Annotated in this window: 12 protein-coding genes and 1 pseudogene; 10 read left to right on the forward strand and 3 right to left on the reverse strand. The window is 58.9% G+C overall.

What is annotated here, in order from left to right; genetic code table 11:
- Positions 1–15 precede the first annotated feature (15 nt).
- From AC1VNY_RS18910 to AC1VNY_RS18955, 10 genes are all read left to right on the forward strand, one after another.
- Positions 16–657, forward strand: a complete 642-nt coding sequence (locus AC1VNY_RS18910) for a helix-turn-helix domain-containing protein (RefSeq protein WP_482406323.1) — start codon at positions 16–18, stop codon at positions 655–657.
- A gap of 130 nt (positions 658–787) precedes the next feature.
- Positions 788–1,885 (forward strand): hypothetical protein, encoded by a 1,098-nt coding sequence (locus AC1VNY_RS18915; protein ID WP_482406324.1) that lies wholly within the window; start codon positions 788–790, stop codon positions 1,883–1,885.
- Between the two features lie 23 nt (positions 1,886–1,908).
- On the forward strand, positions 1,909–3,525 hold the full coding sequence (locus tag AC1VNY_RS18920) for a class I adenylate-forming enzyme family protein (protein WP_482406325.1): 1,617 nt from the start codon (positions 1,909–1,911) through the stop codon (positions 3,523–3,525).
- A 1,855-nt stretch (positions 3,526–5,380) separates the two neighbouring features.
- Positions 5,381–6,460: an alpha/beta hydrolase family protein gene (locus tag AC1VNY_RS18925; protein ID WP_482406326.1), complete on the forward strand. Its 1,080-nt coding sequence runs from the start codon at positions 5,381–5,383 to the stop codon at positions 6,458–6,460.
- 414 nt (positions 6,461–6,874) lie between these two features.
- Positions 6,875–7,720, forward strand: coding sequence for a transporter substrate-binding domain-containing protein (locus tag AC1VNY_RS18930; protein WP_482406327.1), 846 nt, complete (start codon positions 6,875–6,877; stop codon positions 7,718–7,720).
- 86 nt (positions 7,721–7,806) lie between these two features.
- The gene (locus AC1VNY_RS18935; RefSeq protein ID WP_482406335.1) at positions 7,807–8,448 is read left to right on the forward strand and encodes an amino acid ABC transporter permease; all 642 of its coding nucleotides are present in this window, start codon (positions 7,807–7,809) and stop codon (positions 8,446–8,448) included.
- On the forward strand, positions 8,445–9,092 hold the full coding sequence (locus AC1VNY_RS18940; protein WP_482406328.1) for an amino acid ABC transporter permease: 648 nt from the start codon (positions 8,445–8,447) through the stop codon (positions 9,090–9,092). Before AC1VNY_RS18935 ends, AC1VNY_RS18940 begins: the two co-directional genes overlap by 4 nt.
- Positions 9,085–9,951 carry an amino acid ABC transporter ATP-binding protein gene (locus AC1VNY_RS18945; RefSeq protein ID WP_482406329.1) on the forward strand — a complete coding sequence of 289 codons (867 nt, stop codon included), beginning with the start codon at positions 9,085–9,087 and terminating at the stop codon, positions 9,949–9,951. The genes AC1VNY_RS18940 and AC1VNY_RS18945 overlap by 8 nt, the downstream gene beginning before the upstream one ends.
- A gap of 456 nt (positions 9,952–10,407) precedes the next feature.
- The gene (locus AC1VNY_RS18950) at positions 10,408–12,096 is read left to right on the forward strand and encodes an MFS transporter (protein ID WP_482406336.1); all 1,689 of its coding nucleotides are present in this window, start codon (positions 10,408–10,410) and stop codon (positions 12,094–12,096) included.
- Positions 12,097–12,326: 230 nt separating this feature from the next.
- Positions 12,327–13,703, forward strand: a complete 1,377-nt coding sequence (locus tag AC1VNY_RS18955) for an ISNCY family transposase (protein WP_482406337.1) — start codon at positions 12,327–12,329, stop codon at positions 13,701–13,703.
- A 168-nt stretch (positions 13,704–13,871) separates the two neighbouring features.
- Here the strand turns inward: AC1VNY_RS18955 and AC1VNY_RS18960 are convergent.
- The 3 genes and pseudogenes from AC1VNY_RS18960 to tnpA all read right to left on the reverse strand — a co-directional run.
- A pseudogene (locus tag AC1VNY_RS18960) lies at positions 13,872–14,423 on the reverse strand (transposase domain-containing protein); the annotation flags it as partial.
- 47 nt (positions 14,424–14,470) lie between these two features.
- The gene (gene tnpB / locus AC1VNY_RS18965; protein WP_445707308.1) at positions 14,471–14,791 is read right to left on the reverse strand and encodes an IS66 family insertion sequence element accessory protein TnpB; all 321 of its coding nucleotides are present in this window, start codon (positions 14,789–14,791) and stop codon (positions 14,471–14,473) included.
- A 23-nt stretch (positions 14,792–14,814) separates the two neighbouring features.
- Complete coding sequence (gene tnpA, locus AC1VNY_RS18970) at positions 14,815–15,150, reverse strand: IS66-like element accessory protein TnpA (protein ID WP_482406338.1); 336 nt, start codon at positions 15,148–15,150, stop codon at positions 14,815–14,817.
- Positions 15,151–15,424: the final 274 nt, after the last annotated feature.

Genomic DNA, 15,424 nt, shown 5'->3' on the forward strand with positions numbered 1-15,424 from the left:
TGACAACCCGGGGGTATGGTTCTCCTATGTCCACAAACGAAGTGCAACATCTCGAGCAGGACGTGTTGCCACGGGGCGGACCCACAAGTCTCCTTCGACGAGCGATGCGAGATTGCCTGCCTTTCGGCCAGTGGCAGTTCGATCGGGCAGATCGCGGCAGTTCGGGATCGCTCGACATCAACGATCTCTCGGGAACTGAGCCGCAATCGGAGCAGGCTGGTCGTTATAAGCAAGCTACACGCAGCAACAGACACGCGCGCGGAGCTGGAAGGGCTTTCGCCTCGAACGGTGCGCCGGCCTGTGCCGGGAGGTGTTCAAGCGTCTCGGCGGTGGCTGATTTCCTCGACCAGGTCGCCAGCCGGCTGGCTCGCGAGCGCGGCCCGCGAGGTGATCTCCTACCGGAGATCTATCGCTTCATCTATGCCCAGCTCAGGCAGTCAATCCATCCTCGATTCCAGTATCCGCAGATCGTGTCGATCGAGACTGAGACTCGCTTTTGTCCACAAAGCTCTATCTGCCCGGCAAAGACTCAAGTCCCGCCCGCCCAAACGCTCTGCACCCTCGAATTGGCCGACCATAAATCGGACTGTGATGTCTGCTGGACGGAGGCTCTGCGTCATCAGCTCACGCGTAAACTTGCTCGCGTCGTGGGCGTAAATCACTTACCCTGTGAATGTCTAGAAGTCATTCGCGAGCGGAATGACATTAGCCGGAGAAATCATTTGCGTTGGGGTGACCTTGGCCCAAAGTGCCAAACTACGCGCTCGACCTTAATGAGGATTGTTCGATGCCCACTCAGACGCCGCAGGGCAGCTCTTCACGTAAGAGCAATGTCACCGATGAAGATATCGCAAGGCTACGTGTAGACTGCGAACTCGCAACCAAGTTCTGGGCGCGGTCGTTTTCCGGTCTTACGGCAATGACCTACAGGGAGAAAGGCGAAGAAGCATTCAAGAGGCTTTGGGCAACAACGTTACGAAGCAATCAGAATCTTCATTATCTGGAGGGTCTGCGCAAGCTTGGGATCAGCAAGGATGAGCCGCCTGCTGTCCAGGCTGCGAAGTATCACTACCTGACCAACCAGTTGGCCGGACTCAAATTGGAGTATGTGGAGGAGTCACCCAAGAAGGTCTGGGTTCGCTACATGGGGCCGATGTGGGTCTATCCCGGCATTGCGATGATGGCCATTCCCACGTCCGGACGCCTCGAAGGCGGCAAAGCCTGGCTCGCCAACAATGGAAAGGTCATGGGCTGTCCTCGCCTCGGGCTGGTCTGTACAAAGCACATCATGGATGGAGAGCCGTATGATGAGTGCTACTTCATGGAATACGACCATGACCTGGCACCGGGCGAGGAATATCGGTTTGCTCCGACCAGCCACACGCCGGAATACGATCCCTCGAAAGCGCCGCAATTGGATCCCGAGGTGTGGCCTGAGGTCCGAAAGCTCAAGTCGCGGCGAAATTTCTCCCAAAGGAACGTCGGAGGCGTTGTAAAGGCGTTGTTTCAGGTGGTGGGCCTGGAACCCACGCTTACGCTGGTGCGCCAGGTGATGCGCGCATTGGCTATTCAATACACGCACGAGCTCAAGCGGGACGCGGATATAGAGGGATCCGACGCGAAAGCGATAGCGAATTTCTTCTACAAACTGCAGCGCGCTTGTGGTCAGGATGTCCAACTGGCAGAGGTCCAGGGGGCTTACCGGATCGTTCTGAGATCGCACGTTCCGTTTGACGACGACGCGCCTGAGGGGGTGACTGCCGCGGCGTTCGAGTTTCCCGTGATGGCGGCGCGGATGATTAATGGTCGCGTTTCGGTCAAGCGTGTACTGAGCGACGCGAATGAAATTTGGGAAATTCGCGACGAAGGGCATTGGCTGTGGTGAGTACGGATTCACTGAAGGAGCGCTTGGCGAACGCCTTGCGCAGAATCGAAGCAATGGAAGCGGCATACGAAACCATCACGGTTTCTCAGCTAGTGTCGCTGAGAGCGCGAACGCATGGCTCAACAATTGCGATCGAGGTTTTTGAGCGGGGCGAGCGCGCGACGTACGCGGAAATGGATCTCCGGTCCAACAGATACGCGCGTGCGTTGCGGGAATTTGGGGTGCGCAAAGGCGACCGCATCGGCGTGATGCTTCCCAACCGCATCGAGTTCCCGCTCTTGTGGTTTGCGATCGCAAAGCTTGGTGCCGTGATGGTCCCGATCAACATGCGCTACACACCAAGGGAGATCGAATACGTCCTCAGTGATACACAGGCCAAGTTTGCGGTAGTCGATGAGTCTGGGTGGGGCGCATTCTCGGCCATGGCACCGTGGCCAAAGGAGCTTGCGAAAAGCCGACTGATTCATGTCGGAGAATCGGCCGATCGGACATTCGTCACACTGGAGAGCTTGGTTGACGGGGGCGATGACCCGGCTTTTCAAGAGGACGTTGCCCCCGACGACCTGCTGAATATCCAATACACGTCCGGGACGACCGGCTTTCCCAAGGGGTGCATGTTAACCCACCAATATTGGGGCATCTGCTCTTACCAGGGGCAAGCCTATGATGGACAGCCGTACAGAAAGTATCTGTCTGCGCAGCCCTTCTTTTATATCGACGCCCAGTGGCAGCTATTGAAGTCGTATCGACAGGGAGGCACGGTCTACTTGGCGCCGCAATTGAGCTCGACGCGCTTTCTCGGGTGGATCAAACACTACAGCATCGAATGGTGCAGTTTCCCCGAGCTGGTAGCGCGCCAGGCAGAGTCCGCCAGCGAAGACGGATCAACATGCCTCAAGCAAACCATCAACTTTGGTTGGAGCCCTCAGACCCTGCGCTTATTCCGCAATCGGTTCCGAGTGCGTACCCAGGATGCCTACGGGATGACAGAAATAGGGGGGGGCACACACACGCCGAGTGACATCGAAGAACTGGCCGAGACCGGCTCAGTGGGAATTCGCAGCCCTTTCCGCCAGTTGAGGATCGTGAACGACGATGGTACGCCTACCCCGATCGGAGAAATCGGGGAGCTGTGGGTGAGCGGTCGCGGAATCCTCAAGGGCTACTGGAATCGGCCGGAAGCGAACGCCGAGTCGTTCGAAGGCGAATGGTTCAAGACTGGTGATTTGATGCGTTGCGACGAACTCGGCCTGCATTATCTCGTGGGACGCAAGAAAGACATGATCCGTCGATCGAGCGAAAACATCGCCGCGCGCGAGGTTGAGACTGTCATTCGCGAGATTCCCGAGGTGGCTGATGTGGCTGCGGTACCCGTTAAGGACCTCAAGCGAGGCGAAGAGGTCAAAATTTACGTGGAGTTGAAGGAGGGCCTCACGCCAGACGATTTGCCCGTAGAGCGTATTCTCGATCATGCGCGGACGCATCTTGCCGTGTTCAAGGTGCCGCGGTACATCGCTTTCATTCCGGTGCTTCCGAGAGGCACAGTCAACGCGGCCAACAAAGTGCTCAAGCGTGAGCTGATGGCCTTGGGCGATCCAGTTGCCGGCGCCTACGATAGCGAAGAGAAGCGATGGCGGTAGAGGATCTGCGCCGGGCCATCGGCGAGTACCGCGCATCGTAAGGTGGGCGAAGGCAGCTCGGGCGGCGCCGCTGCGCTGGGCAGCGGATCGATTCCTGGCTTCTGATTGATTGGCCGGTAATGAAGCCAGGAGCGTTCAACGACTGCGGCTACACTAGAGAATCGAGTCCCGGTGTTGCCTTCCGCCGAGCCTACGAAGGGCTCAAGCGGCACGATGAGTACCAGGCCGTCGAGCGGTACCGGAATCTGCGTATCTGGCGGCCAAGAGCAGCGAGACGGCGGTCACTTGGGCGATCAAGCGCCGCTTCTTCAAACGTAGACACCTTTGATGTCCTTGAGTTCGACAGGACGGCGCTGAGGGGCGAGTGGCGAAACCTTGGAGATGGTTAAAAGCAGCCTACGAGACCATCAGATGTATCAGCTCTGCCTGGCCGAGCGAGATCACGCGGCTCAACGACCGCCGTCTACGTTTGCCACTGCGACGAGCGCGCGACCTAGCCGAGATGGACTTTTGGTCCAGCAAAAATGCACATGGACTGCGCGCTTACGGAGTGCGCAAGGTGGCCGTATCGGCGTGACGCTTCCGAACCGCATCGAGTTCAAGCGTCAGGTCGCACAGAGCTGTCTCGCCGAGAGAAGCCTCTGGAAGCGCGGATGGTGGCTCGTTCGCGCCGAGCTGGTCGATAACGGTCTCATCGTCACCATAAGAAGATTTGCCGGCTCATACGCATGACGCATGACATGCAGCGGCGCCGGCGCTATGTCATGTTGCCACCACCGACAGCGACCTGAAGGAGTCGATCTATCCCAATAGCCAAGACCGGTCGGCCGTCTCACCCATGTTGGTGTTGTGGACAGCTTCGCCCACATCGCGGCGATGCTTGAGGCCAGGTCACGCCGCGCGGTCGACTGATCCGATCCAGCCACTCGATCGACGTTCGCTTGACGCTCGCCGCATTCAACGCCGCAGCTGAGATGCGTACGCTGCCACTGGGATGCGTCGATTCTCCGATCGTGGCTCCGAGTATGCCGCCTTGGCGTATCGCCAAGCCTTGCTCCAGGACGGATTACGTTCGATGGGCCGGCGCGGCAATCCTTACGACAGCGCGATGATCGAAGCCGTGTGGTAGCCATTATGGTCGAGCCAACCTATCCGTAGGTCTACTTTCGAATACGTTGTCGAGTATCTTCCATGCTATATCGACGAGACGCACAACAGCGCCGATTGCATTCAGCGCTCGGCTACGTCGCCTGCAACAGTTTGAGGACCAAAACGCCCGGCACAGCTTGACCTTGGTCCGGCCCGAGGGGGCCACTTCGGCTATCTCGTGAATTGGACCCTGGTCCTTCGCGGTGAACAAGACAGACGGTGCCGGCAAACCAATCGATGTCGGTACGGTTAGATTGGAAGTCACACGGGGCGCTTCTGATTAGACCGGATCGCCAGCCGGCTATTCGGTATTTCGAAATCAATCGTGAATTTGCAAGCTCTCGAGGCTGACGAGCAGAACTGTATCGAAGGCAAGGCCACGCCCTTTCAATGCTTGGAGACATTCTGCGGTGGAATGATCTGTTGACTTATCATTGTTTGATTGCCCCGAAAACACGAGAATAATTGGGCCTGTCGGCCGTAAGGTCGGCTGGGGCAATACACGGGTCCAAACTTGGCAGGAAGGAGCGCTGTCAGGGGCTTACTTGTGCTGCGCCCATGTCTAGATCGCCACTGGCCCTGGAAGTCACTTTCTGATGGGGAGGAAGTATGCCGAGGAGGAAATGGGTTTCAGGCCTACGAGCGATCTGGACTACTTGGGAAGCTGAGCAACAGTGATGAGGGTCTGCACCAAGGGGTGAACCGGATGGAAAACGCGGCCTGGCGTTATGTGAGGGGCGATCTTGCGTCCACACGGCGGGGCGCCGCGTTGTTCCTGGACAATCCACCTGTCGGGTACATCAACGCGACCGCAGGTCGACGGAGCTGGGTCGCGATATGGACAGAGATCGGAGATGCCCACTGCCATCTTGCTGACCTAAATGTCAAAAAGCGGGCCTTCAATCGGGCGACCGATGCCTGGCTTTGCGCGCTAACCGCTTTTGAAGTTGCTAGGCGGCTAGTTGATGAAGATGATCCACAAAATGGGGCCATATCCTCGAAAGTCGAGGCCGAGATTCAGAGATTTGGATCGTCTTTGGACCGGGGTGTCAAGCGGGTGCACATCGCAGACTGCGATCAAACAGCCGAATCTTCAGCCTATTACGTGCCCGTCTGTAGTCCCCATCTATGCGCCCCGGCAGTCATTTGCATCAGCAAGGAAGAAGAAACCGCAGCGACGCTGCTCGGAAGGCTATTGCCGGTTGCCACTGGTCGGCCCCTATCGGTTCTCGTTGTCTCTCACGATGACGTCTCAAATCAGCAGCGCGTCCAATCGGAAGCCTTTTTGTCTTGCTGTTTGGATTACTTGTCACTTCGGCCCGATGTTGATGCCACTCGCATCGCCGTGTATGGGGAAGGATTGTCGGCTGCTTTAGCGACTGAATTCGCCATCTCTGATCATCGCGTTGCTGCGGCCGTTTGCGACGGGGGGCTTTGGAGTTGGGCGCGAACGCTAGCATCTGTCGCCTGGATGACGAGGGCTACAAGCGTAACTGATCGGCAATTCGTGTCGGTGCGCCGCTCTCGAATGATACGACAATTGAGATGCCCAGCTCTCGTGGTTGCCGGTGGCCGTAGCATCGTCAGCGTCCCGGAGGCGCTCAAATTACAAGCGGAGTGTATGGCCGCGGGCGTTGATCTGGAGTTGGTCATGCCGGGAATACTCCGGACTAGTGTGGGCGAGATCGAAAATTTCATAACCGGCGACGATCGTATCTTTGGATGGCTGGAGCAGACGCTCGCTAACGGTTCGGGTATGAGCATTGTCGACCAGGATAGCAGCTAAAGTCTTATCGACCCCGTGCGTGTTTGGCCCATCGGCCGGACTGACCGTGCTCTGGGACTTCGACCTACCGGCTCGACCGAAGCCTCACAAGCAGCCAAAGGGCATTGGGCCGATGGCAGGTGTCACAGGCGGTGATGGATGAAACGCACAACTGTCGAAACATGCGGCGTCACACGCGCAAGGGCGAAGCGGGCGCCGCAAATTCGCTCTAGGCTGACGTTGTACCATCGAGCGGAGCTCTGGACAATTTGTGAGGTTAGCGGATTGCCGCGCCTCTTCCCGGACGGTTAGCCCGACCGGCAGACTTCGAAGGCTACGTTTCCATTCTATTTGAGAATGACCTTTTGAGAAAAGATCATTTGCGGCATTGAAAGAAAAAAAATAGCTTCGATCACGAAAAAGGGAGGAGAGGGTATGCATTCGAGATCAAAATTCTCGGCGTTTGTTCTATTGCTTGCATCAATTGGATATTCGTATCCGACTTTGGCCCAAACGGATGACCCTGTTCTCGCTGCCATACGTAAGAACGGTCAGGTCAAGGTGGCGATGGGGTCGGCTCCCCCTTGGTTGTATGTGTCGCCTAGCGGTGAGGCGAAGGGCTTTAATATTGAGATCATGAACTTGGCGCTCAAAGGTATGGGTGCCCCGGCGCTTACGGGGGTACTAACCGCTTATGATGCCATGATTCCTGCGCTGCAGGCCCATCAGGTCGACCTCATAGCGCCCGGTCTGTCGTACACCGAAGCGCGCTGCAAAGTCGTATTGTATTCCGGGCCTTTCGTTGTGCTCCAAAGTGCGCTGTATATGCCTCGGGGAAACCCGAAGCACCTAGCCAGTGTCGCGCAAATTGCGGGCCGTCCCGACGTCAAATTGGCGGTGATTACCGCGTCGTCCCAGGAGGCGCACGCGGTGAAGCAGGGCGTCAAGCCCGAGCAACTCGTGCGCGTGCCTGACACTCAGGCGGGCATTGCGACGATCACCGGCGGTCGCGCTGACGCCTTTTCGCTCAGTGAAACCAGCGTTAGCAATCCGGGCGAGAAAGGTCTCGACGCAGTCATTGATGCAGGTGGGCCAATCAATGGGTTTGGCGTGATGTTCCGAAAAGAAGATGTGCGCTTCCGTGACGAATTCAACAAGCAGCTTGATGCTTTGCGGAGCAGCGGTGCGATGAAAGAGGTCTTCGATAGGTACGGGACAGTCAACTGGAATATCGTCTCCGGGATGCATAAGGCCAGTGACGTTGTGCCGAGTTGCGAATGAGGGTAGCTGCAGTGGCGGCAGTATTGGAGTATTGGCCCTTATTCGCGCAGGGTTTGTGGGTCACAGCGTCGGTGGCGTTGTGCATTATGCTCGGTGGTGCGCTAGGAGCGCTAGTCCTTGGTCCGCTAAGGCTCGCGAGGACGCCGGCTATACGAACGGCGTCTATATTCTTGATTGAGTTCATTCGTGGCCCATCAGTTCTAGTTCTCTTGTTCTGGGTCTATTATGTGTTGCCGTTAATACCCCGCATGCCGCATCTGGGCTCACTTGCTGCGTCGATCCTTGTGCTATCACTCTACGGAGCCGCGTACGGCGCCGAAATCGTTCGTGCCGGCATTGAGGCTGTGCATAGGGGGCAAATCGATGCGTGTCATGCGCTTGGGCTGAACAAAATTCAGAGCCTTGTAAAGGTTATCCTGCCACAGGCGCTTTCGCAGATCGTGCCTGCGTTCGGGAGCATGGCGAGGGATATGGTTCATTGGACATCCATCGTGAGCTTCGTCGGGGTGCACGACGTGCTCTATGTTGGCAATTACGTTCGCGGGCAAACGTACGAGACGGTAGTTGTGTTTTGTCTGCTTGGCGCATCTTACTGGATCCTGTGCCTTCTTTGCGCTGCGGGTTTTCGAGCGATTGAGCGGGTTCTCCCGCTAAACCGTGCGTTGCGAGCCGCGCGCGTGGTCCAGGTTGCCCCAGAGTCGGCTCAAATTGCAGGAGCGGCCCGATGACGTGGGATTGGACCTATGCCGTGCAGATCCTGCCGCGGCTGATGGTGGGCGTATGGTACACCGTTCTGGTGACGCTTGCGAGTTCGGCGATTGCGCTAACACTCGGTCTCTTGCTTGCGATCTTGGAGAGTGTGAGTACAAAGCTCGGGCGGGCATTCGTACGCTTCCTGCTCGAACTCTTCCGGGGGGTGCCCATCCTGGTGCTGCTCTATTTCGCGTTCTATGTCCTACCGGAGGTCGGGATTACGCTTCCGGCATTGCCCATTGGCATCGGCGTGCTAAGTATTGTCTATGCTGCCTTCTGCTCTGAGGTGTACCGAGGCAGCCTGATCACGATCCCGGTCGAGCTGCGCGACGCGTGTGTGGCGCTCAATTTGAGCCCGTATATTACATGGCAACGCGTGCTCGTTCCTTTGATGATCAAACGGGCAATCCCAGCCTTGCTCAATTACGTACTCAGCTTGTTTCGGAACACCGCCTATCTTTTTGCGATCGGCGTGCCGGTGTTGCTGGGCGAGGCTCAAGTGGCCGGCTACGAGAGCTTCCGCTATCTTGAGCCCTTCACACTTGCCGGCGCAATTTATGTCGCCATGAATATGCCGTGCCTCTATCTCGTTTCTAGATTCAAGGACAAGCATGCTTAAAACCGTGGAACCAGGCCAGACAGAATCGTTCAAGCGCACGTCGGGCGCTGCTTCCAATCCCAGGGAGGCACATGCATTCGGCCCCAACTCGTTAGATGCCAGGTGGGCTATCGAATTCGATAAGGTGTCGAAATCCTTCGGGGCTCACCGCGTACTGGTCGATCTCGATCTGCAAGTGCGACCCGGCGAAAAGCTCGCCCTTATCGGTCCAAGCGGTTCAGGAAAGACGACTGTGCTGCGACTGGCGATGACCCTTGAGAAGCCCACCAGCGGTGACATTCGGGTTTTTGGCGAAAGTATCATATTTGATGCGGCAGGCAAACCGATCTCGAGCTCACAGGAGGCGCGGATCCGCCGTCGGTGCGGCATGGTTTTCCAGCAATTTAATCTCTTTCCACATCTGACAGTGCTGCAGAACCTGTTGTTGGCGCCAACGACCGTGTTGGGCCAGTCCAGGGAGGAGGCTGAGAAGAGCGCGCTCGAGTACCTTCGGATGGTAGGCCTAGAAGGCAAAGTGCAGGCATATCCCGCCCAGCTTTCCGGGGGGCAGCAGCAGCGTATCGCGATCGCGCGAGCGCTGATCTTGAAACCCCAGATACTACTGCTCGACGAAATCACCTCGGCGCTTGATCCTGAGCTTGCGGGGGAAGTTCTCGACGTGGTGCGAGGTATAGCGCACGAGACGAAGGTGACGCTGCTGATCGTCACGCACGAGATGCGTTTCGCACGCGACATCTCCGACCGCATTGCGGTTTTCGACGGAGGCCGCATCATCGAGCACGGCTCGCCAGACAAGATTTTCACCGATCCGGAATCCCCGCGCACGCGCGCATTTCTGCATTCCGTGCTGAACCACTGAATCCAAAACGTCCTGTATCTGAGTGCCTCTTAACTTGTTTCCAAGATAGCCGTCGAAGTATCTTGTGTTCGTTTCGAGGGATAGCGAAAAAGCTAAATGGCACTTCCGCAGGATCGACTTCCAATTACAGCGCTGCAACTACGTGGTCGCATCGGAAGCAGGTGTGGCAGACGAACGTGAACCCGAGGTAAGGCGGACGTTTGGCACTGGCCGATGTGGTAGCGGATCGGTGATGGGCGTAGGAGCTCGCTCTACAGGGTTTTCTCGTGAACGCCGAGAACGATGCTGTTAAATGTTAAGCGCGGTGAAAGGCAGCAGGGCTGTCGCCCATATCGCAGGCGATCTGCGTATTGCCCCCTCACGACTGCGTCACTATCTCGACCGCGATACCGCGCCGGAACCTCCTTCATGGGTTTGGTCCAGAACCATGCCAGCTCAGGCCAGATACGGGCCAATATGACCGGTCCACTCAGGCCCAAGACGGTCAACGCCGATGGCATCACCGCGCCGTTGCATCATACCACCTTCCGGCGCATCTGGCTCGCGAGCCTGCTCTCCAATCTCGGCATTCTGATCCAGGGCATCGGTGCGGCCTGGGCGATGACCCAGATGACATCATCCGCCGACAAGGTCGCACTGGTCCAGACCGCCTTGATGCTGCCGGTCATGTTAATCTCGATGCCGGCCGGCGCCATTGCCGACATGCACGACCGGCGCATTGTGGCGATAGTCTCGCTGGGCATAGCGCTCGCCGGCGCGACCGCGCTGACGATGGTCGCTTGGCTTCACTTGGTCACGCCGAATCTTTTGCTGGCGCTCTGTTTCACCGTTGGCACGGGCATGGCGCTGATGGGGCCGGCCTGGCAATCCTCTGTCAGTGAGCAGGTCCCCACGGAGGCGCTGCCGTCCGCAATCGCGCTAAATGGCATCAGCTACAACATCGCGCGAAGCGTGGGCCCTGCGATCGGGGGGGTGGTTGTTGCTTCCGCAGGTGCGGTAGCTGCGTTCGCGCTCAACGCGCTGCTCTACCTACCGCTGATAGTCGCGCTATTGCTGTGGAAACGCGCCTCCGAATCGTCACGTCTACCGCCTGAACGGCTGAGCCGCGCAATTATTTCGGGCGTGCGCTACATCACCAATTCACCACCGATCAAGATTGTGTTGACCCGCACCATGGTGACGGGCGTGATCGGTGGCGCGATCACGGCACTGATGCCGCTCGTGGCGCGCGATCTCCTGCATGGCGGTGCAGAGACCTACGGCCTGATGCTCAGCGCCTTCGGTCTGGGCGCAGTAATCGGCGCTCTCAACATCAACGAGGTACGCAAGCGCATGACCGGGGAAGCGGCGATCCGCGCATGCGCGCTATCGATAGGTGGGGCCATTGCCGCAGTCGCGCTGAGCCGCGAACCATTTTTGACGGCGGCTGCATTGGTCGTCGTGGGAGCCGCGTGGATGATGGTTTGGGCGCTGTTCAATATTGGTGTGCAGCTATCGGCGCCGCGTTGGGTCGCCGGGCGTTCGCTCGCGGCCTATCAAGCGGCGAGCTCAGGCGGGATTGCCGTTGGCAGCTGGGGGTGGGGGCATCTGACCGATGCCGCCGGGGTCGAAACGGCGCTCCTAGTCTCTGCCGTCCTGATGCTGGCTTCCCCGCTCTTGGGGCGCTGGTTGGGCATGCCACGCACTGGCGCTCGTGGTGAAGAGGCCGAGGTGCTTGACGATCCTCAGGTGCGCTTGGCGCTGACCGCGCGCAGCGGGCCTTTGGTTGTTGAAATCGAATATCGGGTTGCGCAGGAGAACGCACGGGCCTTCCACAACGTAATGCAGGACGTGCAGCTGTCGCGACAGCGCAACGGCGCCTATGGCTGGTCGATTGCACGCGACATCGCAGACCCCCAACTGTGGACTGAGCGCTATCATTGCCCGACCTGGCTCGATTATCTGCGCCAGCGCAACCGCTCGACCCATTCAGAGCGTGCGCTAGAACAGCAGGCCATGGCCTTTCACGTCGGCACCGACCCAGTGCGCATCCGCCGCATGCTGGAGCGACCGTTCGGCTCGGTGCGCTGGAAGGACGACACGCCCGATCGCGCGGTCCCCGACGTGCTGCCGGTGATCGGAAGCGCGGCGGGCGGCAGTACGTAGTCTGGCGTGAAGAGAAGACGATGTGAACACGATTCATGAGAAAGCGTGCAGGGCGGCCCGATCAGGTACATGACTTTCCTCAGCCGAATTAGGTTGCGGCTTTGTTCGGTGAAAGCGACCAGCACATCTCAGTCGCGCAGCAGCGAAGCGGGAGGGCCAGCCGCTCCGTTATCGTCGAGCATGCTGGCCGCGGCACCGCGAGCAATTCATGTCGCCATCGCAAGCATGCGATGCGTCTACTTCGAGGCCAGGAAGACGTATGCCCAGGCCGACGGGCGCGACGTCGGATCTATAATGAGGCAGAACACAACGCGCTCGTGCTCCTTTGGGAAGCGTCAGACCGGATCTGCGGGAAGCGGTTGAAGGTGTTAATGCCTGCGCTGATTGAGGCGATGGAACGGCACGGCCACCTCGACCTTGCCCCTGAGATCCGCGACAAACTTTTGGCGATGAGCGCTGCGACGATCGATCGCGCATTGGTGCGGGTCCGAGAACAATTAGGTCGCAAGCGCCGACGGCACACAGCGCATTCCCTGCGTCGCAGTGTTCCAATACGGACGTCGGCAGATTGGAACGATCCTGCGCCGGGGTTCGTCGAGGCTGACCTTGTAGCGCATAGCGGTCCATCTGCGCGCGGCAGCTTCATCCAGACCCTCGTGCTCACGGACATTGCTACCGGCTGGACAGAGTGCGCTCCTCTGATCGTGCGCGAACAGACGCTGTTGAGCACGGTACTGACGGAATTGCGCAAACATTTGCCTTTTGCGCTGCTCGGCCTCGATACCGACAATGATACCGTGTTCATGAACGAGACGCTGAAAGCCTACTGCGAGGCGGGCAACATTGTCTTCACGCGTTGCCGTCCCTACCGGAAGAATGACCAGGCGTTCGTCGAGCAGAAGAACGGCGCGGTCGTGCGCAGGATGGTTGGCTATCGTCGGTTCGAAGGCCTGGAAGCGGCCGAGCTGCTGGCCGAACTCTATCGATCAGCGCGGCTCTTCGTAAACTTCTTCCAACCCTCGTTCAAACTGATAGCCAAGCAACGCGACGGTGCTCGTGTGCGCAAGACATACAGCGCGCCGGCAACACCTCACCAGCGCCTGACCGCGGACTCCCGCACGCCTGATGCGGTCCGCCAGCATCTCAAAGAAATCTATGCCGCTCTCGATCCGGTCGCGTTGTTGCGCGACATCCGCGACGCGCAGGATCGCCTCGCGGCGCTCGCGGATATCCAACCAATCACCCATCCTGCGGCGGCATCGCAATCGATCGATCGCTTCCTGGCAAGCCTGCGCACGGCCTGGAAGGATGGAGCCATGCGACCGACGGATCGGCCAATCGTGAAGGCGAAAAGAGGCCGACGTCGTCCCGACCCGCTCATCCGGGCAACGCCAGATTTGCGAAAATGGTTTGAAGCCGAGCCCTGGCGAACTGGCAGCGAACTCCTCTCGCGCTTGCAGGTGGAATATCCTGGAGTCTATCCGAACAAGCTTCTTCGAACCCTTCAACGTCGGCTGAAATCCTGGCGCAGCGAGCAAGCGAATGCGCTGCTGTTCGCTCCTAGCGAAAAACTGCTGCCAGGGTATGAGGTCACAACACCCCAATGACGTGCGAGGTGCCGGCGGAGGAGGCCGGGCGCTCCGAAACCCCGGCCATCTCCGCACCCGGCCTCCTCCTCAACCCAAGCCAGGAGCAAAATAAATGAGGCAACCGATCGCACCCGGGAGCATCAATATGTGAGGCAATACGCGCTTCCATCCAGATTGCCGCGCGGCAGGCGCGGGCGGCTGGCTGATCTTCTCGCAATCGCGGCAGGTGAACTTCTCGCGCACCGTCTCGATCAGCTTGAAGCGGCGCGGGATCTCCTCCAGCGTCTTGGTCAAATCCTCACCGATCTTCGCCAGCCGCGATCCACCGCAGCAGGCACAGGTCGTTGGAGCCTCAATGACGACGCGCTCGCGTTCGATGTCATCCGGCCATGGCTTGCGCACCGGCCGCTTGCGCATGAAGGGGCGGACGTTCTGCGTCTTCGCCGCTGCGGCCTGCGCGGCAAGCTCATCCTCGCTCGCCGTGGTGACGAGGTCTTCGAGCTCCAACTCCAGCTGCTCGAGCAGCCGTGCCGTGCGCTCGGAGCGCTGCCCATACAGTTCGCGTTTGAGCTTCTCGATCCGCAGCTCGAGATGCGCGATCAGCGCCTCGTTGTCCGACAGCTCCGCCCGCGCACTGGCAGCCACCGCCTCGGCTCGCAGCCGCGCCTCACGCTCGGCCTGCAGCGCCGCCAGGGCACTCGCAAGGTCCGATGGAAGATCGTCCGGCTTCGATATCATGAAGCCATTGAATCAGATCAAGCAGCAGATTCAAACCCGTAAAATGGCTATCCGACCCGCGTCGGACGCTGGGTTTCTTGAGGGTTACGCCAATCGATCCCGGACAGCAGATAGCTCAACTGCGCCGGCGAGATCGTTACCGATTCACCGGCAACCGATGGCCAGATGAACTTTCCTCTCTCGAGTCTTTTTGTGAACAAGCAGGCGCCCTGGCCATCGTGCCAGATCGCCTTCACAAGATCGCTGCGGCGACCGCGGAAGACGAACAGATGACCGCTGAGCGGGTCTTTGTGCAGCACCTCCTGCACTTGGAGTGCCAGCGACGGAAAGCCTCTGCGCATATCCGTGTAGCCTGTCGCGAGCCACACTCGCACATTCCCCGGTATAGCAATCATCGGCGTCCAAGCACATCGAGGACCCGCGCCAGCGCCTCCGGATCGACGTGCGCATCCACCCGGATGCACCGTCGGTTGCCGAGATCGATCTCTATCAATCCAGTACGCGCGGCTGCCACGGAGCGAACTCGGCCGTCAACCGTAGGCAAAAGCTTCGGAGTTTCCTCAGCCGATGCCGCCACGGCGGCGATCTGCGCCGGCGTAAAAGATGGTACAACTTGTTCCGATGTCCGTGCTTGTCGACGCCAGGTAAACACCAGGCTGGCCGCTACTCCGTTGCGACGCGCAACCTCAGTCACCTTCGCGCCCGGCGCCAACGTCTCCTCGACAATCCGTGCCTAGTCGTCCTGCGACCAGCGCCGCCGCCGCTCCAGCCCGCCCAAAACCTCGACCCGCATCGCCTGATGACCTTAAAGCTAGACTTAAGGTCACACGCTTCGCCAATTACCATCCGTCACGCAAGACGGCCCCCGTCGGATGCGTAGTGCGCCAGTGAAACTGGCGAAGGATAGTCGATGAAAGTTCGATACAGGAAAGGAGTAGCGACCCACCCTGACCCCGAGTCATGCGGAGGCGTCCGTGAGGGCGACTTCGAAGCGTTGACAG

The organism is Bradyrhizobium ferriligni (genome assembly GCF_056837965.1).